Below are 20805 nucleotides of genomic sequence, written 5' to 3'. Positions count from 1 at the left end.
TGATTTTAATTTTTCGTTTTAAAAGCTGCTGGCCGGGTCGCCGTATTGGCTGGTCCCGGTTGTGTAATTGATTTTGACGCCGGCCTGGATGTTAAAGATGTAGACGTTGTAGGAAACGCCGGGGTTGTTGACCGACTTGGCCTGCATGTGGACGCCGCGAGCGACTAACTCATTTCCCCGGAAGACCGGTTGAACCTGGTAGCGAATGTAATCGCTAGGATGGCTCTTCAGGTAACTGGCCACCGGATTTTCATAGGCGGTCATGCCGGGGTCGTTCAGCGAACGGGTCCCGGTCATCAGGTTCTTCAGGTTGTTATTTTGCCCGGTCAGTTGGTACCCGATTAAATGACTTCGGTTATACAAGTAGCCCTTCTTGCCATTGACCGTGTACTCCTTGTTCTTCCAGCCAGTGGGACTGACGTTGAGCGGTTGCCGTTTGGCCGTGGGCATCGTACTCTTGCTCAACAGGGCATTGGCCGTGGTCACCCGGTTCAAGGTATCCAGCTCGCCGTACGTTGCCCAGGGCCCCTTCTTCGTAGACAATTGGGCCGCGGTAAACGTTGGCTTATTGTGGTTGACCGCCACAATTTGCGTACCGGTGTATTTCTGATCCGCTAGGGCCTTCGTCGCAACCGATTGCTTGGGCGCCGTGGCCGTGGTGCTCGAATTCGTTGCCTGATGGCTGGTACTCCCCACTAAACTCGTGGCCACATTGGTAATTTTACGGGCGGTCGGGTTGCCCTGACTGCTCAAGGTACCTACGACCCCAATCAAAATCACCGCGATGGCGGTGTAAATGGACACGCGCCCACCCCGGCGGCGTCCCCGATAACGTTTGCTCATTTTTCTCTTCCTCTCAGCTCTCATAGTGTTACCCTCTATTTTAGCAAAGGAACATACGTTTGTCTTCCTTTATTAACTATTAATCACTATTTTTAATTATTAAGAATTGATTATTACGGTCAGTCACGCCAACTTAACACTTTTTTAACTGCGCGTCCCCCTTTTCTAGCGTGTCACCATGCTATACTATAGGGGAGAAGTAGGCGGTTTGTGTGAACAACATAAAACTGTTATCATTTGCGATGAGGTGATTGAGATATGAAGAAATCCCGTACGATTGCCGCCGCTCTGAGCCTTTTGGCTGTATTTGCCATCGGCTTGGCCGGCTGCAGTAGCTCCAGCAGTAAGTCGGGGAGCAACCAACAAGCTAGTTTTAAAAACAAGACCACGAAAAAGGCTGACGTGAAGTCCACGTTGACGGGTTCCAAGCAACTCTGGTACGTCAATGGTGCTATCAATGCCAAAAGTAATTCGGGTCTGGAAGCCTACAGCTTCGACGCTAACGGTAAGGCGACCGTCTACAACGTTAACAAGTACTACAAGTCACTTAGCGCTGCCAAACAGGACAACGCCTTAAACAAGATTGGGACCCTGAACACGACCTTTAAGACCAAGGGTGACAATACCGTCATCAACTTTAAGGGTAAGCTGTCGGACATTCCGATGACACAAAAGTTCACGGTCAAGAAGACGGTCACTGGTAAGAATGACGCCGCTAAATTAAAGGTCGCCGGTTACCACATTTCTCGTGACGTCGATGATGACGTGACGCAGGCCGTTTTGGTTAAGGTCGCTGAATAAACTATCCGAGAAACGGCGCTGCGCTGGCAGAGCCGTTTTTTGTTTGGAGGAAACTTTTATGAAAAAATTGGGTCCCTGGATCGGGGCGATTCTGGTCGTTGGCGGTGTCCTAGTCTATCAACGACACCGTCACCTCCCCGCCATCGTCCTCCTAGAAACGGGCGTACTGGGAATCGCTGTGGTCGTGGGAATTCTCCACCTAATCAGCCTCTGGCGTAACCACCGTTAACCCGTCGCAGAGAATGGCTGACAGCGCTTTCTCTTTGGGGTATGATAGGGCCAAAGGAGTGTGATACTGATGTTGAAACACAAGTTTACCATGGACACTATGGACCCCGCAGAATTCAAGGAACACCGTGAACGCTTCAGCACACTGGTTTCCGAAAACCCTTGGCTGATTCCGACGGTGATTTCCTTAGAGATCATCCCGGTGACCACCATGCTACACGGCTTCTGGAAGAATCGCCAACTCAAGAAACAACTCCAAATTGAACGTGAAAAAACCAAGCAACTCCAGTTAGGTGGCGGCTGCCAACACGGTCATTGTCACGGTGGTAAGGGCGGTCACTGTCACCACCATCCAAGCGGCAAGCCCCAAATGCTAGCGGATGACGCCCCTGAACACGCACCCATGGGTCATTGCCATCATCACATGGGTTAATGTAGAGAATTAACTTAAAAATCACCTCCAGCTCACGGGCGGGAAGTGATTTTTTCATCTCTTAATAAAATTTTATCGAAATGTAACATATGTATGAAATTATAAACACGATTAGTTTTACGAATTTTAAGCAAATAAGTAGCGTCAAATTCTGCGAAATCGCACAAAAACAGTGTGTAAACTATTAGATAAAAGTAATCCAACCCCCTTTTAATCCCTAAAATACCCCTATTACACTAACTGTTTAGATATATCTAATGAGTTGTATTATTAATTGATAAATTCCCTTCACACTTTCTTCACAATTACCAGTTAGGATACAAGCATACCAATAAAAACCTATTAACCAACCTTTTTTCATTTTATTTATCAATAAAATGATCCACTTACCCTAACCAAGTAGGTGACCTGACCGTCCTCTAACCAGGGACGGTTTTTTGTTTTCTCAGGAACCAAAAAAAGGGACGTCCCGCCATCACTGACAAACGTTCCTACCTAACATTAAATCGTTAATAATTCCGCCGGGGTACTTAACAAGTACGTCGGCTTTTCAGCCTTCACTGAGGCTGGGTCGGCGGCGCCCCACATAGCTGCAGCGGTGGCTACGCCAGCGTTATGCCCCATCTGCATGTCGTACTTGGCATCCCCGATCATGACACTCTCATCAGCCGCCAAGTCAAACCGGTCCAGCAAGCTTAAAATACCATCGGGCGCTGGCTTGTAATGGCTCACCGTATCGGAGCCACTAATGGCCTCAAAGGTTTGACCCAGGCCAAGTTGGTCAAGGTTGCGTTGCAGCGGGACCGAGTGCTTGCTAGAAACCACGTATAAATGGTCCCCCCGTTGTTTCAAGGCCGTTAAGGTATCCGCAATCCCATCAAATAAGGTGATACCGAGCTTTTCAGCTTCGTGATACTGGGCGCGAAATTCTGTATAGAGTTCAGCCAATTCCGTGTCACTGAGCGTTTCCGTTGCCATTTTCGCAAAGGATACCTCAATCGGCACGCCCATGTAACTCACGACCGCCTCCCGACTGGGTTGGGTCAAGCCTTTAACAGCGTATGCCTGCTGGGTCGCCAGCACGGCCACGTCCCGGGTATCGGCCAGCGTACTATCAAAATCAAACAAAAAATTGTGCATCAGATCACCTCATCAATTTGTCTTGCCAACGTCTCTCTTATTTTACGCGTTGCGGGTGCCTACTGGCCAGCGTTAACGCCTATCTTTTTGAAAAAAGCTGTCGACAATGTTTCACATGAAACATTTTGCCAATAAAAAATCAGTCGCCAGGGTGCACGACTGATTTTATCGTTTATGCTAAGGAATCCCAAGGCGCCAAAGCCTGTGGTGTCGTGGCTAAGACGGCTTGTTGTTCTGGCGTTAAGAAGCGCTTGTGCACGACCACTTCGTAGACGAAATCATCCATCCAGTCGTCGGTCATGACAAAGTACCCCTTGTCGCCGTTCTTCTCGCCCCAACTGTTTTCAACCTTCCAACGGTTGGGTTCATCAGCAACCAGGTTGACCCCGGTCAGCGTCATGGCGTGAGACACGTTGGCCTCCCCCGTAGCGAGGCGTTGGGCCTTGGTCAAGCTCAGGTCGACACCGAATAGGTCGCTGACTTGGAACAAGTGACTGTCTAAGAAGCCGCGTTCCCGGCTCATTTGTTGCAAGACGTCGTTGCCGAACCAGACCGATTCACCACTCTGGAGTTGGGCAATCGCGGCCTGCTTCATGTCGGCCAGTGGTAAGTTGATGAAGCTGATGTGCTTGCCACCGACGATGTTGTCCTGGCTAGGCAGGCTGTAGTGTTGGTTGAATGCCTTGTCTGGTGAGTTAGCAATCACGACATAGTCATCAAGATCGACGTCAAAGTAATCGTGGAAGAAGCCTTGAGGCGTTAACCCTTCGGCGCGGTGAACCTTTTGCTTGTCGTCCTTGAATTCCAGGTCAAACGTGGTTGGAGGTTCACCGAAGGCGTAGGCCGCCATCCGGTAAACTTCCTTTAAGGCTTGCGCCCGCGTTTCCGCAATGGCGTCCTCGTCCGCACCGTCCGCGACCAATTGGCGCAGCGCCAGTGCATCCTTACGCAATTTCAGATTCAACGCAGCTCCGATACCGGTCGTATCATTGCTGTTAAATGATTCTGGCATGGCACTCACCGGAACGACCCCGTACTTCTGCACGAGGGCCGCTCCCATGGCCCACTGGCCACCGTCATTATCGGGATGGCCCAAGTAGTAAGCGACTTCGCGGTCATCGAGTGGCTGGTCGGCCGTGCGTAAAATATTGTCGAAGAACATGTTGGCCCGTTCCACGCGATCCCAGAAGAACAGATAGCTTTGGGACAATTCAAAGTCCTTCACGTCGTATTTCGCCGCAAATTGATGGCGAATCGTGTTCAACGTGGCAAACAGCCAGCAACGGCCGGAATGCTTCTGGTTGGAGACCTTCCCCGTCGGTAATTCCACGGAGAACGTGCGGTTCAAGCGCACGGTGGCTTGGGGATCTTCAGACGCTGCGAGGACCCCGTTTTTGATAACGGCCCGGCTCACAACATTGTGGGCGGGTTGTTTTTGTAAATCAGCACGTAAATCCGCCGTCTCAGCAGCGGTTAATTCATGATTGGTCTTGGTTTCTGGCATAGAACGAACTCCTCTCGCGATGACTTCATGAGAACTCTCATGAAAATCTCATAATTTACATAGATTCATTCTAGCCCTTTCGCTTTAGAAAGGCAATTAATTTTTGACGACACGAAAAAACGTGACCAGGCCCACTCGCCTAACCACGTCAATCAACCTATGTATACTTTTAAACCAACCCTACGTCTGATCAGCCGGCCCAGTCTCGTTTCCCACGGCCCGCAAGGCCAACTGCCGAATCTGAGCAACCAACGCATCGTGCTGATCTGCCGGCACGTCTGCGAGCAAGCTGTCGGCCACTTCCTGCCGCAATTTAACAATATCGGGATACAACGCCTCGCCCCGCTTGGTCAACGACAGCTCGTAAACGCGCTTGTCCGCCTTGGATTGGCGCTTGCGCACGTAACCCAAGTTGACCAACTGATTGACCGCCCGGGTCACGTTGCTGGGGTTCAGGTAAGTTAAGCTGATCAACTTATCCTGCGTCAACCGCGGTTGTTCGTGAATCCGTAAAATATAGTAATACATGCTGGCGTTTAACCGGTACGGTTGGAGGCGCCGGTCAAGCGCGATACGCGTGTAACGGTTGGCAATCGACAACCACTTTAAAATGTCGGGATCATTGCTACTGGTGACCATAAGCCGCCTCCTTCTCTAAAATTACGTGCGCAAGCATATACTAAATTATCACGATTGTCAAGCAAACACGCCGGTTACCCGCCTCCTTAGAACCCGAAGGACAGCGGCCACTATGCCGTCTGAGGACAGTAAAAAAGCGTGGCCCCCATTACGGTTCCACGCTCTCATTTTAACTAATAAGCTAAGCTATTCACATTGGCCCGGCGCGTCTTGCTAGACGTCCAGAATGGCACCTTAACGACCCCTAAGACCTTGTCCTTATCGACGAAGCCCCAGTACCGACTGTCGTTAGAAACACTCCGGTGGTCCCCCAGCACGAAGTATTTGCCCTTAGGCACGACCGTGGTGATTTTCTTACCATCATTCCACTTCTGGGTCTTCTGCAGGCTAGCCAGCGTCCAGTTCCCAGTCCCAGCAGTCCGTTCGCTGGTGGAAATGAAGCCCTGATCAACCTTCTTCTTGTTGACGTAGATGTAGCCGTTCTTGCTCGTCACCGTATCGCCAGGCAGACCAATGACCCGCTTGACGTAGTTGGTGTTGGGCTTAGCGGAAGGATCTTCGCCATGGGCATCAAAGACGATGACGCTCAGGTGCTTGACGCTAGCCTGTTTCCAAGCAAAAACCTTTTCGTTGTTTTGGAGGTTCGGTTCCATGGATGGCCCGTCGACCCGGACCCGGGTGAAGACGAACGACTTAATCGCAAATGCGATGGCTAACCCAATGATCACAGGGATAATCCAACTCATGACTTCCTTTAATGCTTTCATGATTGAGCTCCTTATTTTCAGATATTAATATATTTTTATCATACACCCCGACTGCCCTTAGGAAAACTTTTTCTATCAGTGAGGGTCAAGTATCATCTTACCATTTACTGACTGAAAGTCCCACGTTTTCCCGTAAATTAATCCGCGGGTAACGTTTTTGTTGGCTGACAATCCGGCATTTTTTCAAATGTCGCTTGCAAATTGACGTATTTCCAGCAATAATAAGGAAACGAACTTACGTCAGTAACTGATGTTCTGGACCGCCATTCTGCCCGGCAGAGTAGCGGTCCAGTAGTGTTTCTAGCAGTAATTATTCTATTATTTATGAAAGGGCTGACTGTTTTTGAATCCTACGCTTTCTCGACGTCGTCAAATTTGGCTGACGTTACTCCTGGGGACCGTGAGTGCGACCGGACCCCTGGCCATTGATCTTTACTTACCGGCCCTCCCCCAAATGAAAATTCAATTTGCCACCAGTGCCTCGTTGATGCAATTGAGTATCACGGCCTGCCTGATTGGGCTGGCGCTGGGCCAATTGATTGCCGGCCCCCTCTCCGACCAGTATGGCCGTCACAAGCCGCTGGTACTGGGATTTATCATCTTCGGCCTGGTCTCCCTGGCCATGGCCTTCATCCATTCGATCACGCTCCTGATCATCCTGCGGTTCATTCAGGGACTGGCGGGCGCGACCGGTCAGGTGTTGGCCCGAGCCGTGGCGCGGGACCTATTTTCCGGTAAAAAATTGACGCGCTTCTACGCGTTGCTAAACACCGTCAACGGGGTCTTCCCCATCATCGCGCCCATTATTGGGGGCTTCATGATTCACTACGTCGACTGGCAAGCCATCTTCATCCTGCTGGCCATCATCGGTTGGGTCATCGCCCTGGCCGTGGCGTTTGGCCTCCACGAATCGCTGCCTGTTGACCAACGGCAAACGGGCGGCTTCACCGCCTCCTTGGCAACCATGGGCAAATTGGTGGTGCAACCCGCTTTCTGGCCGTTGATTCTAGCCACGGGACTGGTCTACGGTGGACTCTTCAGCTACATTTCCGCCTCGACCTTCGTCTTCCAAACGGGCTTTGGCCTGGCACCGCAAACGTTTAGCCTGCTCTACGCCTTCAATGGTTTGGGCATCGTGGTTGGCAGTAACTTACCCGGTCAACTCGCGAGTCGCTTCACCAATCGCCAACAGGTCACCAGCCTCCTGACGCTGGCGGCCGGGGTCAGTGCCGTCTTACTGGTGACGCTCCTGTTCCCAGCTAACGTCTGGGTCGTCAGCGTGCTCGTTTTGGCTCTCGTCATTCTGATTGGGGCGCTGCTCACACTGACAGTCACCATCATCATGGACCAAGCTACCAGTAACGCCGGCGGGGCTTCAGCCGTCATCGGTCTGGCGCAAAACGCTTGCGGTGGCCTGGCATCCCCACTGGTTGGCCTGTCCGGTAGCTCCTACGCCGCTATGGCTACCATGTTGCTGGTCTGCAATGTGGGCGCCCTGGGCCTGGTCCGCTACCAAGCCAAAACTGCGGTGGCTAAATAGGCTTTTGCTAAACCAGTCGTTCCCGGCGGTGGACTCAAGGTCCCCTGCTGTGGGGTCGGTTCCAGCCTGAGAATCGGGCTTCCACCTCAACTTTGAGCCTGAGAAACGGTCTCAAAGGTTGCCCCGTGGACTAGGCTGCGTGAGAAACCTCAGCTAAGACCACCGACACAGCTGGGGACCTTGGCCCACCTCTGGTCACTGAAGTTGATTGAGCTGGTGTAATTTAGCTCGAGTCGGCGTTAACTTTTTAAAATAACTATATGACTCTAGTCGATACGAAGGGCCCAACCAAATCTACGGTTGCGCCCTTTTTAATTACCTATCAGTTACTCCCAACCGCGGCCCTACCGCCGCCAAATACGCCAACAGTAAGCCAACATGGACGAAACCAACATCAGCCACAAAACCAGCGAAACTGAGTTGGGTTACGCAGTGTCAGTGACCAGAGGCGGATCAAAGTGACCAGCTGTGTCGGTGGTCTTAGTAGAGCGATTTTCTCTACTTAGAGCACGGGACGACCTTTGAGACCGCCCTTCGGCTCAAAGTCGAGGTGAAAGCCCGCCCCTCAGGCTGTAACCGGCCCCACAGCAAGGCACTTTGAATCCGCCGCCGGGAACGCCTGTCATCGCATTCCAGCTCATTTTCACCCCCGTTGGTTAGGTGATTAGGTTAACTGTGGGCGTTTTTTAGCCACTTCGGCCACTCTGGGTCACAGCCAAGTCACTCACCACCAGCCAACCAGCGACCTATGCTACACTGCAAGTGAAACAACGTATTAAGGCCGTCCACTAAAAATGCAGATCACGCCAGTTAACGAATCGCACTCCCCCCAAAGGACGTGGCGTTACTAGCGGCACTCACCTTAATTGGATTGACAAAAGGGGCTGTGACAACCGTCACAGTCCCTTTTCGCGTCTGCCTAACCACTACCTAGCCTTCGTCAGCTAGTCGGCAGTTGTCCGGCAGATCTTCACGTCCCCACTGTGTCAGCTGGGCGACGACGTTCTTTAAAATTTTAATGCCTAATTGATAGTCCGGTTCGGACCCCAACATGCGGAAGGCCAACGTCCAGGCATCATGATACACGCTCACGGTCAGCTGGAAATGCGGCATCGTGCGGTAAGCCCCAGCAAAGTAAATCTGCGTGACCGCCACGCCACCAAAGTCCAAGCGGGTGTGATCAATATGACCGAAGTTAGCAAACGAAATGGCCGCTTGCGGGCGGTGCTTTTCGGCCAATCGCCGCACCAGTTGCGGTGGCAGCGCCCGACTCATCCGATTCAATTCGACCAGCGGTGGCAGGTAGGCCAACTCGTCACGTAGCCGACTGATGGTGGCTTGCGTGCGTTGGACCACGTCGCCTAGCCGGTCGCCATCTTCAACCGTAATCGGGATGGGCATTTCGCTAGTCAGGTTGGCGACCTGAACCACGTTGCTGGCGGCCACTGGGCCGTGTAAACGTAGGTCGACCTGATAGGGAATAATCAGCTGCTTTTCACCAGTTAAGGCAAAGAGCGACAGCGCGTAAGCTGACAGGAGCATGGCATTCATTGTCACATTTTCCGTCTGGGTCCGTTGCCGCAGTCGCCGACTCACCACCCGGGGGATGGTCGCCTCGCCACGGTGATGGTGCACGTCCCCTTGGAGACTCGGAAAGGTCTCGTCCGAGTTGCCATTCAACGTTGGTAGCGCCCGATGGGGATGGCGTAGGTGGGCTAAAATTTTGCGCACGCTACGCTCATTGATAAAGTTGGCCAGGTCCTCGCCATCGTAGGCCGCGGCCAACAGGTACAGGTAATGCTTAAAGCCCTCGCCATCCGTTAACAAGCGGCTCATTGACAGGCGCAGGGCGTCGTAAGCCGGATGGTGAATGATCTGAATTTTTAATTGGGGCCCGGTCAAAACGTCCAGGTTGCCCCGCCCCGGGTCGTGAATCGCCGGGATTTCTTCAATCACTTGGTCCAGGGAATCCGCCGCATCTTCAAAGCGGTTCCAGCGTAAGTTGTAGCGGCCCAACACTTGAGGGACCACTGTTTGGGTGGTCGCAACGGCTGCTTTTAGCCGCGCAACGTCAATGGGGTGCGTCAGGCTCAGTGTGCACTCGAGTAACGGGTACGTTTCCGCCAAATCCAGCGTTGGCATCAAGTCCAACGGTTCACCATGATAGATCATGAAAACACCCCTCCTTACTAATTTACGTTCAGTATAGCAAGCCGGCCGGCGTCATTCGCCTATTTCACATAGATATTGATAAAAATTAATAAAGCTGTAACTTGCGGCCCCTATCGCCGTTTACAGCCCACTCTGTTAGAATGGAGGAAGTGCAACGCCATTTGGCTGGGCGGTTAGCTATCCACCACGAGCACCGACTCCGCTCGCCGGGTCCCAGCCAAAGGTTATTCTATTAATGAGGTGAACCAATTTGACTAATGTAATGACGCCCGTTTCCTGCAATGCCACGCTTATCGTGACCAGTCACCGGGTCTTTCAACCAGATTTAAACGAACACGAATCCGTCTTTGGCGGTAAAATTTTGTCGCTGGTAGATGATAGCGCTTCCGTAGCAGCTGTCCGCCTGACCCACAAGACCGTCGTGACCGCTTCTTTCGACCACGTCAGCTTCCTCAAACCGTTCCATTTGGACGACTCCATGTGCCTGGAAGCCTATGTTAGTGGCACGGGGACCCGTTCGCTAGAAGTCTTCGTGAAGATCATCGGCGAGAACCTGACGACCGGCAAACGCTTCGTCGGTTTCACCTGCTTCATCACCTACGTGATTGAGGACGCGACATCCACCAATCCACTGCCACCAATGACGCCCGTGACCGATGAACAACGCTACATCTGTGACGGCTACGCCAAACGAAATGCCCAACGGAAGGAACGGCGGAGCGAACAGACGGATTTGAATGCCCATGTCTCCATCGAGTCCCCGTGGCCAATTTAAGAATGTTCCACATGAAACATTCTGACTAAGTCCCTCGTACGGAATTCATCCTCAATTTAATCACAAACCAAATGGCCGACATCCCAATAGCTCAGGGACTGTCGACCATTTTTCAGCATCTATTCTTCTGTTTCACGTGAAACATCCTGCCACTCACTAGCGAGGATGCCGTACGAATACAGGTCCAGCCAGCGGCCATCCTGGTAGACGCCCTCGCGATTGATGCCTTCACGCACGAAGCCGACCGCCTGATAGGCGTGGATGGCCGGCACGTTATTGGCATTGACCTCCAGCGTGACCTTGTGCAGGCCGAGTTCATTGAACGCAAACGCTAGCACCGTGTTCAGCGTATCTTCACCGAACCCCTGACCACGATCACTGGCGACTGGCAGGGCGATACCCAACGTTGCCCGCCGATTTTTAAAATACACGTCATCTAACATGACCCACCCCAGCAACCCGTCATCAGCGTTGGCCCGCACCATGAAAAAGAAGCGCTCATTGTTGTCGGGTTCCGCGGCCAGTTCACTGTATTCCGCCGCCGTAAACGGATGAAAGGCATCCGCCGACAGATTGCGCAAGAGGCCGGGCTCCCACTGCGTATCCTGGAGCCATTCGGCATCCCCATCCCGCATTTCTGTTAAGTGTACCAAGCTACCTTGTACCACGTCCTTCATGGTCGTGACCCCCTCTGTTTTCTTTTACTCTACCACAGGTTAAAATCGTTGTCGCTACCGACCAACTAGCCTATACTAAACGCAACGAAAAAGGAGGACTTTCATCTATGAAAATTACTGTTATTGGTGCCACCGGGATGGCCGGCTCTGCCATTGTTGCCGAAGCCTTAAAACGTGGTCACAGTGTCACGGCCCTGGCCCGCTCAGAGGAAAAATTGGCGAAGCTTCCGGCCAACCCAAACCTGACGACGCGCACCCAAGACGCCTTTCAACTGACGACCGCTGACCTCACCGCCAGTGATGTGGTGGTTGATGCATTTGCGACCGCCCCCGCTCAGGCTTACCTGCACGTAGACTTGGCCACTCATCTGGTCAGTCAGTTGCGGGAAACCACGACGCCCCGTCTAGCCTTCATTTTGGGCGCAGGCAGCCTGTTGACCGGTGACGACCAGCACCTGTTCGTGCACGATCTGGAACAGGCACCCGAGGCCGCCAGCTTCATTAGTGTTCCCCAGAACCAGTTGAAGGAATTAACCTTCTTACGCGACGTCGACAACGTGAACTGGTTTGGCGTCTCCCCTGCCGCCAACTTCCATCCCGGCGAGGCCACAGCAGCTAAATTAGGCACCGATGAGCTGTTGGCCAATGACCAAGGCGAATCCGGTACTAGTGCCGGCACCATGGCCGTTGCCATCTTAGATGAAATCGAGAATCCGCAACACCACCAGACCCGTTTTACGGTGGCAGATAACTAAACCGCTACGCCGCCATATCATCTGGCGGCGTTTTTTGGTATGCTAGTCTGCGGTAAAACTCTGACATAGAAAGTTGCGATTACTTTGAAAACAAAATTAAATTGGCGGGAAATGTTGTTCATCGGCATGATGCTGTTCGGGCTGTTCTTCGGTGCCGGCAACTTAATTTTCCCCGTCTTTCTAGGCCAACAGGCTGGTAGTCACGTGGGGGCGGCCATCGTCGGCCTCCTGCTCACGGGGATTGGCTTGCCGCTCCTGGGGGTCGCCGGCATTGGGCTGACCCGCAGTGAGGGCGTCTTCGACCTGGCAACCAAGGTCAACCGGCCGTTTGCCTACACCTTCACCATCCTGCTGTACCTCACCGTGGGTCCATTTTTTGCGCTCCCCCGACTCGCCACGACCTCCTTTCAAATTGGTCTGGCACCGTTCGTCCATCACGCCCAGCAGGGGTGGGTATTGGCAATTTTCTCCGTGCTCTTCTTCCTCGTCGCTTGGGCGCTAGCCCGGAATCCCGGTACGCTAATGGTCTACATTGGCAAATGGCTCACACCGACCTTTCTGGTGCTGCTGGGCCTCCTGATGCTGGCGGCCTTCATCAAACCCATGGGCGGCTTTCACGCTACAGCGCGCGGGGCGTACGTGGCCAGTCCCCTAGCAACCGGCTTCACGGAGGGCTACAACACGCTGGACGCCTTGGCCTCCCTGGCATTTGGCATCGTCGTCATCGATAGCATTCGTCAGCTGGGCGTGACCGAGCCCGGCCAGATTGCCAAGGACGTAATCAAGGCCGGCATCATCTGTGTGGTCCTCATGGGGATCATCTACTCGCTGCTGGCCCTGATGGGGACCATGAGTCTCGGCCAGTTTGCCGTTGCGGAAAATGGGGGCATCACCCTCGCCCAGATTGCCGACTACTACTTCGGGACGTTTGGGAATCTCTTGCTCGCACTGATCGTGATCATTGCCTGCCTGAAGACGGCGATCGGCCTGATCTCAGCCTTTGGGGACACGCTTCACGGCCTGTTTCCTCGGCTATCTTACGTGAGTCTGACCATTTTCGCTGCGGCGCTTCCCTGTTTATTTGCCAACGTTGGCCTGACCAAGCTGATCAGCTATTCGACACCCGTGTTGATGTTCCTCTATCCACTAGCCATCGTCCTGATTATCTTGGCCGTGTGCTCACCGATTTTGGGCACCAGCCGCTGGCTCTTTGGCCTGGGGATGCTCTTCACCCTGATTCCGGCGATTTTCTCCGCCGTGGCCGCTCTTCCCGCCGCCTGGCAACGGGCCGACTGGGCTCAGGGGATTCTGGCGTTAAATAATCGCCTACCGCTGGCTGCACAAGGATTTAGCTGGGCAGTTCCCGCTCTGATAGGCTGTCTCCTCGGCTGGCTGCTGAGCCATCTTTTTGACCGTCACACCAATTAACGAAAAAAATATCGTCGTTTCACTCCCATTAAATGAGAAAATCTGGTAAAATAGACGTAAGTTCTAATCGTATGGCCATATTCTCATTAAGTGAAACGAGGTGTTTCGGATGACTCACGTACGTTACCCAGCTACCCCACTCAAGATTGGCGTTATGATTCTAACATTGGTGATGCTAGTCGCGATGTTACTCGCTAGCAATCCCATCTTAGCCGCCTTTCTTTGTTTCAGTTCGTTGATTACGGCGATGCTTCACTTCAATGTCTTTGAAAGCACAGCCGATACTCACTCGCTTAACCGCATTGACCTCGGCATTCAAATTACGTTTCTGGCTCTCTCCATCGTTAAGGCGTTCGCCCTTGGTGGCGGCGCCTAACCACCAGGTCCCATCATCCCCACGATGATGAGGCCTTTTTCTTTTGGCACGACAAAAAGACCGCGGGCCACTCGCCACCACTGAACTGCTTCAGTAGTTTTGATTGGCCCGCGGTCTTTTAAATTGGCCGTTCCTTGCGAATCCCTGAATCTATGCTAAACTCAGAAAAAACGTTTCGAAAGGCGGCTCTCATGAAAAAATACGCAATCTTTGACCTCGACGACACCCTCCTCGACTTTACACGAGGTGAAACGGAAGGTGTGACGGCCATTCTCAACCAGTATGGTGCCCCCGACGTGCCAGCCGCCATGGATGCCTACCTGACCATCAATCACGGTATCTGGCAGCGCATCGAACAGGGCGCCGACCGTGGTCCCTTACTGGACACCCGGTTTGCCCGGACCTTCGCTGCATTTGGCATGACCGTGGACGGCCCCGCCATCGAGGCCCAGTACAAGAGCATGCTCAACCATAACTACTACACGTTGCCTGGGGCCACGGCCTTTCTGACGCAACTAGCCCAGGCTGGCGTGACACTGATTGCCGGGACTAACGGTACCAAGTCCGTGCAAGAAAGCCGGTTAGCGGGATCTGGCATTGCCACGTTCTTTGATCAGATCTACATCTCCGAAGATGTCGGCTATGACAAGCCCGACCAGCGGTTCTTCGCGCCCATCAAGGCCGCCTATCCAGCCATGACGGCGACGAACACGCTCATGGTCGGCGACAGCCTGCGCTCTGACATCCAGGGTGCCATCAACGCTGGCTTGGCCAATGTCTGGTTCAATCCCCACCACACCACCAATTCAGCAGCGTTCCGGCCCACCTTTGAGGTGGATTCCTACGCTAGCCTGACGCCTTTAATTCTCGACTAGCCCCACTCCATATTCTCCATGTCCACGTGCTCAAAGCGCCGGGGCGTTGGGGTGAGCTTAGGTGTCTTATCGGTCACACTGGGTTGTACCAAAAACGCCAGCTCGGCCATCGCTTCCCACTCACGTTTGGGTAACAGGACGGCAGCTTGCGTATCATCCCCATCCGTGGGGGTAATGACGACGGTCTCCTGAAGCCGGTGAACGGCGGCCAGAATGACATCTAAATCTTGTTGTGCAGCTAACGGTGTATAGTGTTTCACGAAAACGCCTCCTCTGGGGTAAAAAAGCGCCCGTTAACGTCGGCACTCCAACCCGCTAACGGACGGCAATCTCATTTATTTTAGGTGCGGCTTAGCAACGTCCCCAGCAAAACAGCGGCCAGTATGAGCTGACTGCCGAGGAGGTACCAAGCCTGTTGGTGCCATAACCGACGCGATGCAACTGGATAATGGTGGTGCCGCCGCTGATACCAGCCAATGACGATAGCCACGGCGTTGACGATCGACAGCAGTCCCAGTACCCGGGCATTCAGCCACGTAGGGTGCCAGAGGCCCAGTGCCACGTACAGGACGCCCAGGTACAGCAAGCCGTGGTAAATCGTATGGTTGCGGGCCAACTGCCCTTTAAGCTGGCCACCACGTTGGTGTAACTGATCCATGACGCGATGATGCTGCCAATGACTGGCTAACGCCAAGATGATGCCGATGATCAACAGACTCGTTTGCATCTAAAACGCCCCTCGTTTTCAATCAGCAGCTTCCCACCGATTGCCCCTAAATGGTGTTGCCCAGGCTATTTTTCAAAGATTAAGGGGGTCGCACAAACCGAGTCGACCAAGTCACCCGCATCAGTGCGCCACTCTCTTGGTTGTCTCACTACATCCCCCACTTTACCGGACGACTGTTGTGTTTCTGCAAAGAATTGGTAAAGGTCTTGTATACTATCTTTTTAATTATCAATATCTATATTTAATAATTAATTATTAATAACAAATAGGACTCCCATTGGCTAAGCTGCTAACCAATGGGAGTCCTATTTTTATTTACTACCGAATCACTCGGGGGACTAGGCATTCACCTAGAAAATCGCCCACACGACTCGCTAGTTTCGTATTAACTAGTCAACTTTAGCAATCTTCCCCTGTTCGATGTACACGCTCAGGATGGCGATATCGGCGGGGTTGACCCCACTGATTCGGCTGGCTTGAGCCAACGTCTCGGGTTGGATCTTCTTCAACTTTTGGTGAGCTTCGGTTGCGAGCCCGTCGATGGCATCGTAGTCGATCTTAGCGGGGATGGCCTTGGCTTCCATCCGCTTCAATTTAACCACGTTGTCCTCAGCCTTCTTGATGTAGCCGGCGTACTTCAGGGAAATCTCGATTTCCTCAATGATGTGGCGGTCTAACGGCTGTTCTGGGGCTGGAATGAACTGTGCCAACGTTTGGTAGTCGACATACGGCCGCCGCAGGAAGACAGCAGCGAGAACACCGTCTTGTAACGGCTTGTCGCCATGACTCTCAATGAAGGCGTTGATCTCAGCGCTTGGCTTGATGCGAATGCTGTTTAACCGGTCCAGCTCAGCCTTCAAGGCGGCCTTCTTGGCTAAGAAATCTGCATAGCGCTCGTCGCTGATCAGGCCTAATTCGTGGCCCTTGGCCGTCAAACGCAGGTCAGCGTTGTCGTGCCGCAAGATCAACCGGTATTCGGCCCGACTCGTCAACAGACGGTAAGGTTCGTTCGTTCCCTTGGTAACCAAGTCATCGACCATGACCCCAATATAGGCGTCAGAACGCTTCAACGTGAAGCCTGGCTTGCCCAGGGCCCGCAAACCGGCGTTGATACCGGCTAACAGTCCTTGGCCTGCCGCCTCTTCGTACCCGGACGTCCCGTTGGTCTGACCAGCGGTGAACAGGTTCTTCAACGGCTTCGTTTCCAACGTTGGCCGCAATTGGTAGGGCGACACAACATCGTATTCGATGGCGTAGCCTGGCCGCATCATCTGGGCATCCTCTAACCCCTTGATGGAGTGCAAAATCTTCTGTTGCACTTCTTCAGGCATCGAGGTTGAAAGGCCCTGAACGTACCATTCGTCGGTGTTCCGGCCTTCTGGCTCCAAGAAGAGTTGGTGCCGGGGCTTGTCAGCGAACCGGACGATCTTGTCTTCGATGGATGGGCAGTAACGGGGGCCGACCCCTTCGATCACGCCGGTAAACATTGGGGCGCGGTCCAGGTTGGCCTTGATGATTTCATGCGTCTTTTGGTTGGTGTAGGTCAACCAGCAAGAGAGCTGGTTTTTCAGGTCTAAATAGGCACTGTCTGGCGTGGTGAAGCTAAAGTGGTTCGGCTCCACGTCACCCGGCTGTTCCTCGGTTTCATCGTAATGAATCGTGTTCCCATCGACCCGTGGTGGCGTCCCCGTCTTGAACCGTTCCAGGTCAAAGCCGTACTTAGGCAGGTTAGCCGTCAGCTTGGTGGCTGGTTGGGAGTTGTTCGGGCCGGAAGAATACATCAGTTCCCCGATGATAATCTTCCCGCGAGCAGCGGTACCGGCCGCAATGACCACGGCCTTGGCGCTGTAGTGGGCCCCGGTGTTGGTGATGACCCCTTTGCAGACGCCATCTTCCACGATCAGGTCGTCCACGATGCCTTGACGCAAGGTCAAATTGGGTTCGCGTTCGATGGTGTGCTTCATTTCAGCGTGGTAGGCGTGCTTGTCAGCTTGTGCCCGCAAAGCGCGGACGGCTGGGCCTTTACCCGTGTTGAGCATCCGCATTTGGACGTAGGTCTTATCAATATTACGACCCATTTCGCCACCCAAGGCATCAATTTCACGGACGACGATACCCTTAGCTGGGCCCCCGACGGACGGGTTACATGGCATAAAGGCCACCATGTCCAGGTTGATCGTCATTAACAGGGTCTTGTTGCCCATTCTAGCAGCGGCCAATGCGGCTTCACTACCAGCGTGGCCGGCACCCACGACGATGACGTCGTAGTCCTGACCGGGATATGCAATTACTTCAGTCATGCTTCTTTCCCTCCAAGCCTAGCCGCTGATGGGAGCGGCCAAGCGGTCTCTTTTATGGTTTTATTTGCCTAAACAGAATTGGCTAAACAACTGGTCGAGCAACTCGTCTTGGTAACTGTCCCCGGTAATTTCACCGAGCAGGTCCCAAGCCCGCGTCATATCAATTTGCACCAGGTCGACGGGCATCCCCGCCGCAATCCCGTGTTGCACGTCATCCAGGGCGTCGTTGGCCTGATGTAACAGACCAATGTGCCGAGCGTTGGTGACCATCACGGTGTTTTGGCTGGACTCGATGCCTTCATCAAAGAACAGGTGCGCGATAGTGGATTCCAATTGATCCATCCCGGTACTTTGTAAAATGGACGTCTCAATAATCGGGCTATCACCGGCCGCAGCCTTCACCGCGGTCATATCAAGTTGTTTTGGCAGGTCCGTTTTGTTTAAAATAAGAATACGTTGGGTGTCAGCCGTGGCGGTTAACAGCTCACGGTCTTCGGCGGTCAACGGCTCACTGGCGTTCAGCACCAACATCACCAAATCGGCGGTGTTGATGGCCTTCCGCGAGCGTTCAACCCCAATCTTTTCGACCTTATCCTGGGTATCCCGAATCCCAGCCGTATCGATCAACTTGAGCGGCACACCCTTGACGTTGACGTATTCTTCAATCACGTCACGCGTGGTCCCGGCAACGTCGGTCACGATGGCCTTGTCCTCGTGCAGCAGGTGGTTCAACAGACTACTCTTCCCAACGTTAGGCCGGCCAACGATTGCCGTGGCTAATCCTTCGCGCAAGACCTTCCCTTGCTTAGCCGTGGATAGGAGCACCTTGATTTGCTTTTGGACCTCTTGGGCCTTCTCTAGCAGCATTTTGGTGGTCATGGTTTCCACGTCATCGTACTCGGGATAGTCGATATTGACTTCAACTTGGGCCAGGGCATCGAGGATGTCTTGCCGTAAATTCCGAATCAGTTTAGACAAATCCCCGTCCAGTTGGTCTAAAGCAACCTTCATCGACTTGTCCGTTTTGGCCCGAATCAAGTCCATCACGGACTCGGCCTGGGTCAAATCGATTCGGCCATTTAAGAAGGCCCGCTTGGTGTATTCACCGGGTTCGGCCAACCGTGCGCCATAGCTCAGGCACAGCTGTAAGATCCGGTTTGTGGCCACGATACCCCCGTGACAGTTGATCTCGATGATATCTTCCTTGGTGTAGGTTTTCGGTGCCCGCATCACGGTGACCATGACCTCATCGACCTCTTCGTTGGTTTCGGGGTCCATGATGTGACCGTAGTGAATCGTGTGACTCCCAACCTGGGTCAAATCGGCCCCCTTAAATAGCTTGCTGGCAACGGCGAAGACCTCTTCTCCACTCAACCGAATGATGGAGATGCCCCCTTCACCAGGCGGGGTAGAAATTGCCGCAATCGTATCAAATTCTGTTGTGGTGACTGCCATGAGCCATCCTCCTTTTTATCTGCGGATCAAACAGGTGCTAACCACCCGTTTGACCCGTCTTGATTATCCTGTATTGGTTACATGCTTGTTTTCTTATCAAGCGTTAACGCACCGGGCGTATCATTTAACGCCATAAAAAAAAGCACCTACTCCACGCCACCTAACTGTGCGTGGATAAAGTACTTTCACTACTTTATCGTAAACTTGATAAGAATGATTGTCTTCACTATAAGGGCTAACGCCTCATTTGTCAAACAGAAACTAAGCCGGCTCGATCACAACGGCGCGGTGGGGTTCTTTTCCTGCCGAATAAGTCGTGACGTAACGGTTCTTTGCCAGGACGGCATGAATCTGTTTGCGTTCAAATGAGGGCATCGGATCCAAATAGATGGGCTTACCGGTCGCCACAACCTCGCGGGCTGTGTTTTCGGCCAGCCGAGATAGCGTAATCGTCCGCCGTTCGCGGTAACCCGCCACGTCCAACACAGCGTCCACATGAGCGGCGCCATGATGGTTCAAGTACAGCTGGGCCAGACTCTGCAGGGCGTTGATGGTCCGACCATGCTTCCCAATCAGCAGGCCCTCCTTGTCGGTCGTAAAGGACAAGTGAATCTGCCGGTGCGCCGTGCTTTCGACCTCAAGGGTAGCATCGATACCGAGCTGTTCAACGATGGTCGCCAGGTAATCCTGGACCCCGTCTATGGCCGCCTGACGCTGCTGACGGCGTTTAGCGGGATCGACCGGTTCCGGTTTAGGGGCAACCGGTTGTGCTGGCTCAGTCGCCGTTTTGGCCGTGACAGGCGCCGGCTTAGTCGTGGGTTGGGTGGCCGCTGAACGTGGCGCGGCTTTAGCCGGCACGTCCTTTTCTGCAGCCATTTCCTTGGCAACGGGCTTCAACGTCACGTCAACCATGGCGTCACGCCGGCCAATTCCCAGCCAGCCTTTCCGTGGAGCGGTGACCACCTTGGTTACGACTTGGTCGCGACTCGTATTCAGTGCGGCCAGTCCCGCCGCAATCGCTGCCTCTTCCGTTTTCCCCGTGTAGATCGTCATCGTCCATTCCTCCATGTCTTTTTCGCTAAGCACTAGTATACCATAACGCGTCAGGTCCCCGTTACTCGGATGTTCGTTGCAGAGCCGCGCACACCCCACTGAAAGGAGGTGAAGGTGATTTTGTTAAGGTAACGACGTGGCGTCGAAAGGAAAGCTGTGACAAGTCCTATCAGTGTCAGCCACGACCTTAGCGAAGCTGGGCCATTGTTAGTGACCAGAGGCGGATCAAAGTCCCCTGCTGTGTCGGTGGTCTTAGTAGAGCGAAATTTCTCTACTTAGACCACGGGACGACCTTTGAGAACGTCCTTCGGCTCAAA

The 20805-nt window shown here is 53.3% G+C and carries 21 protein-coding genes; 9 read left to right on the top strand and 12 right to left on the bottom strand.

Annotation, left to right across the window (positions count from 1 at the left end; genetic code table 11):
• Positions 1-18 precede the first annotated feature (18 nt).
• The gene (locus JUF22_RS12170; protein WP_203646627.1) at positions 19-843 is read right to left on the bottom strand and encodes a DNA/RNA non-specific endonuclease; all 825 of its coding nucleotides are present in this window, start codon (positions 841-843) and stop codon (positions 19-21) included.
• Between the two features lie 258 nt (positions 844-1101).
• Here JUF22_RS12170 and JUF22_RS12165 point away from each other — a divergent pair, with 258 nt between their 5' ends.
• The 3 genes from JUF22_RS12165 to JUF22_RS12155 all read left to right on the top strand — a co-directional run bounded on the left by JUF22_RS12165 (position 1102) and on the right by JUF22_RS12155 (position 2305).
• Positions 1102-1644 (top strand): hypothetical protein, encoded by a 543-nt coding sequence (locus tag JUF22_RS12165; RefSeq protein WP_203646625.1) that lies wholly within the window; start codon positions 1102-1104, stop codon positions 1642-1644.
• 58 nt (positions 1645-1702) lie between these two features.
• The gene (locus tag JUF22_RS12160) at positions 1703-1873 is read left to right on the top strand and encodes a hypothetical protein (RefSeq protein ID WP_203646623.1); all 171 of its coding nucleotides are present in this window, start codon (positions 1703-1705) and stop codon (positions 1871-1873) included.
• 69 nt (positions 1874-1942) lie between these two features.
• The gene (locus tag JUF22_RS12155; RefSeq protein WP_203646621.1) at positions 1943-2305 is read left to right on the top strand and encodes a hypothetical protein; all 363 of its coding nucleotides are present in this window, start codon (positions 1943-1945) and stop codon (positions 2303-2305) included.
• 501 nt (positions 2306-2806) lie between these two features.
• Here JUF22_RS12155 and JUF22_RS12150 read toward each other — a convergent pair.
• From JUF22_RS12150 to lepB, 4 genes are all read right to left on the bottom strand, one after another.
• Positions 2807-3445 carry an HAD family hydrolase gene (locus JUF22_RS12150; protein ID WP_203646619.1) on the bottom strand — a complete coding sequence of 213 codons (639 nt, stop codon included), beginning with the start codon at positions 3443-3445 and terminating at the stop codon, positions 2807-2809.
• 172 nt (positions 3446-3617) lie between these two features.
• On the bottom strand, positions 3618-4949 hold the full coding sequence (locus JUF22_RS12145) for a C1 family peptidase (RefSeq protein ID WP_203646617.1): 1332 nt from the start codon (positions 4947-4949) through the stop codon (positions 3618-3620).
• A 180-nt stretch (positions 4950-5129) separates the two neighbouring features.
• The gene (locus JUF22_RS12140) at positions 5130-5588 is read right to left on the bottom strand and encodes a MarR family winged helix-turn-helix transcriptional regulator (protein WP_203646615.1); all 459 of its coding nucleotides are present in this window, start codon (positions 5586-5588) and stop codon (positions 5130-5132) included.
• 173 nt (positions 5589-5761) lie between these two features.
• Positions 5762-6355, bottom strand: coding sequence for a signal peptidase I (gene lepB, locus JUF22_RS12135; protein ID WP_125764890.1), 594 nt, complete (start codon positions 6353-6355; stop codon positions 5762-5764).
• Between the two features lie 343 nt (positions 6356-6698).
• On the opposite strand from lepB, the gene JUF22_RS12130 reads away from it, so the two are divergent.
• Positions 6699-7895, top strand: a complete 1197-nt coding sequence (locus tag JUF22_RS12130) for a multidrug effflux MFS transporter (RefSeq protein WP_203646613.1) — start codon at positions 6699-6701, stop codon at positions 7893-7895.
• Positions 7896-8825: 930 nt separating this feature from the next.
• On the opposite strand, the gene JUF22_RS12125 is transcribed toward JUF22_RS12130, so the two are convergent.
• The gene (locus JUF22_RS12125; RefSeq protein WP_203646611.1) at positions 8826-10067 is read right to left on the bottom strand and encodes a condensation domain-containing protein; all 1242 of its coding nucleotides are present in this window, start codon (positions 10065-10067) and stop codon (positions 8826-8828) included.
• Positions 10068-10329: 262 nt separating this feature from the next.
• On the opposite strand from JUF22_RS12125, the gene JUF22_RS12120 reads away from it, so the two are divergent.
• A complete protein-coding gene (locus tag JUF22_RS12120; RefSeq protein WP_203646683.1) occupies positions 10330-10842 on the top strand; it encodes an acyl-CoA thioesterase in 513 nt (170 codons plus the stop codon).
• Positions 10843-10961: 119 nt separating this feature from the next.
• On the opposite strand, the gene JUF22_RS12115 is transcribed toward JUF22_RS12120, so the two are convergent.
• Positions 10962-11519 (bottom strand): GNAT family N-acetyltransferase, encoded by a 558-nt coding sequence (locus JUF22_RS12115; protein WP_125764894.1) that lies wholly within the window; start codon positions 11517-11519, stop codon positions 10962-10964.
• 107 nt (positions 11520-11626) lie between these two features.
• On the opposite strand from JUF22_RS12115, the gene JUF22_RS12110 reads away from it, so the two are divergent.
• The 4 genes from JUF22_RS12110 (at position 11627) to JUF22_RS12095 (ending at position 14953) form a co-directional block, all read left to right on the top strand.
• Positions 11627-12274 (top strand): NAD(P)-dependent oxidoreductase, encoded by a 648-nt coding sequence (locus JUF22_RS12110; protein ID WP_203646609.1) that lies wholly within the window; start codon positions 11627-11629, stop codon positions 12272-12274.
• Positions 12275-12385: 111 nt separating this feature from the next.
• Positions 12386-13702: a branched-chain amino acid transport system II carrier protein gene (gene brnQ, locus JUF22_RS12105; protein ID WP_373306118.1), complete on the top strand. Its 1317-nt coding sequence runs from the start codon at positions 12386-12388 to the stop codon at positions 13700-13702.
• A 109-nt stretch (positions 13703-13811) separates the two neighbouring features.
• Positions 13812-14078: a hypothetical protein gene (locus JUF22_RS12100; protein WP_203646605.1), complete on the top strand. Its 267-nt coding sequence runs from the start codon at positions 13812-13814 to the stop codon at positions 14076-14078.
• Between the two features lie 191 nt (positions 14079-14269).
• The gene (locus tag JUF22_RS12095) at positions 14270-14953 is read left to right on the top strand and encodes a YjjG family noncanonical pyrimidine nucleotidase (protein ID WP_203646604.1); all 684 of its coding nucleotides are present in this window, start codon (positions 14270-14272) and stop codon (positions 14951-14953) included.
• Here the strand turns inward: JUF22_RS12095 and JUF22_RS12090 are convergent.
• The 5 genes from JUF22_RS12090 to jag form a co-directional block, all read right to left on the bottom strand.
• A complete protein-coding gene (locus tag JUF22_RS12090) occupies positions 14950-15213 on the bottom strand; it encodes a type II toxin-antitoxin system Phd/YefM family antitoxin (protein ID WP_191988070.1) in 264 nt (87 codons plus the stop codon). The two genes, JUF22_RS12095 and JUF22_RS12090, sit on opposite strands and share 4 nt — an antisense overlap.
• 80 nt (positions 15214-15293) lie before the next feature.
• Positions 15294-15680: a hypothetical protein gene (locus tag JUF22_RS12085; RefSeq protein WP_203646597.1), complete on the bottom strand. Its 387-nt coding sequence runs from the start codon at positions 15678-15680 to the stop codon at positions 15294-15296.
• 389 nt (positions 15681-16069) lie between these two features.
• A complete protein-coding gene (gene mnmG, locus JUF22_RS12080) occupies positions 16070-17980 on the bottom strand; it encodes a tRNA uridine-5-carboxymethylaminomethyl(34) synthesis enzyme MnmG (protein WP_203640140.1) in 1911 nt (636 codons plus the stop codon).
• A 60-nt stretch (positions 17981-18040) separates the two neighbouring features.
• Entirely contained in the window at positions 18041-19435 is a 1395-nt protein-coding gene (gene mnmE, locus JUF22_RS12075) for a tRNA uridine-5-carboxymethylaminomethyl(34) synthesis GTPase MnmE (protein ID WP_203646595.1), read from the bottom strand.
• Positions 19436-19696: 261 nt separating this feature from the next.
• Complete coding sequence (gene jag, locus JUF22_RS12070) at positions 19697-20488, bottom strand: RNA-binding cell elongation regulator Jag/EloR (protein ID WP_203646593.1); 792 nt, start codon at positions 20486-20488, stop codon at positions 19697-19699.
• Positions 20489-20805 lie beyond the last annotated feature (317 nt).

Source organism: Levilactobacillus lanxiensis (assembly GCF_016861655.1).
Lineage (GTDB): Bacteria > Bacillota > Bacilli > Lactobacillales > Lactobacillaceae > Levilactobacillus > Levilactobacillus lanxiensis.
The sequence above is the reverse complement of the archived record's forward strand: the minus strand, read 5'-3'. Positions and strand labels throughout refer to the sequence as shown.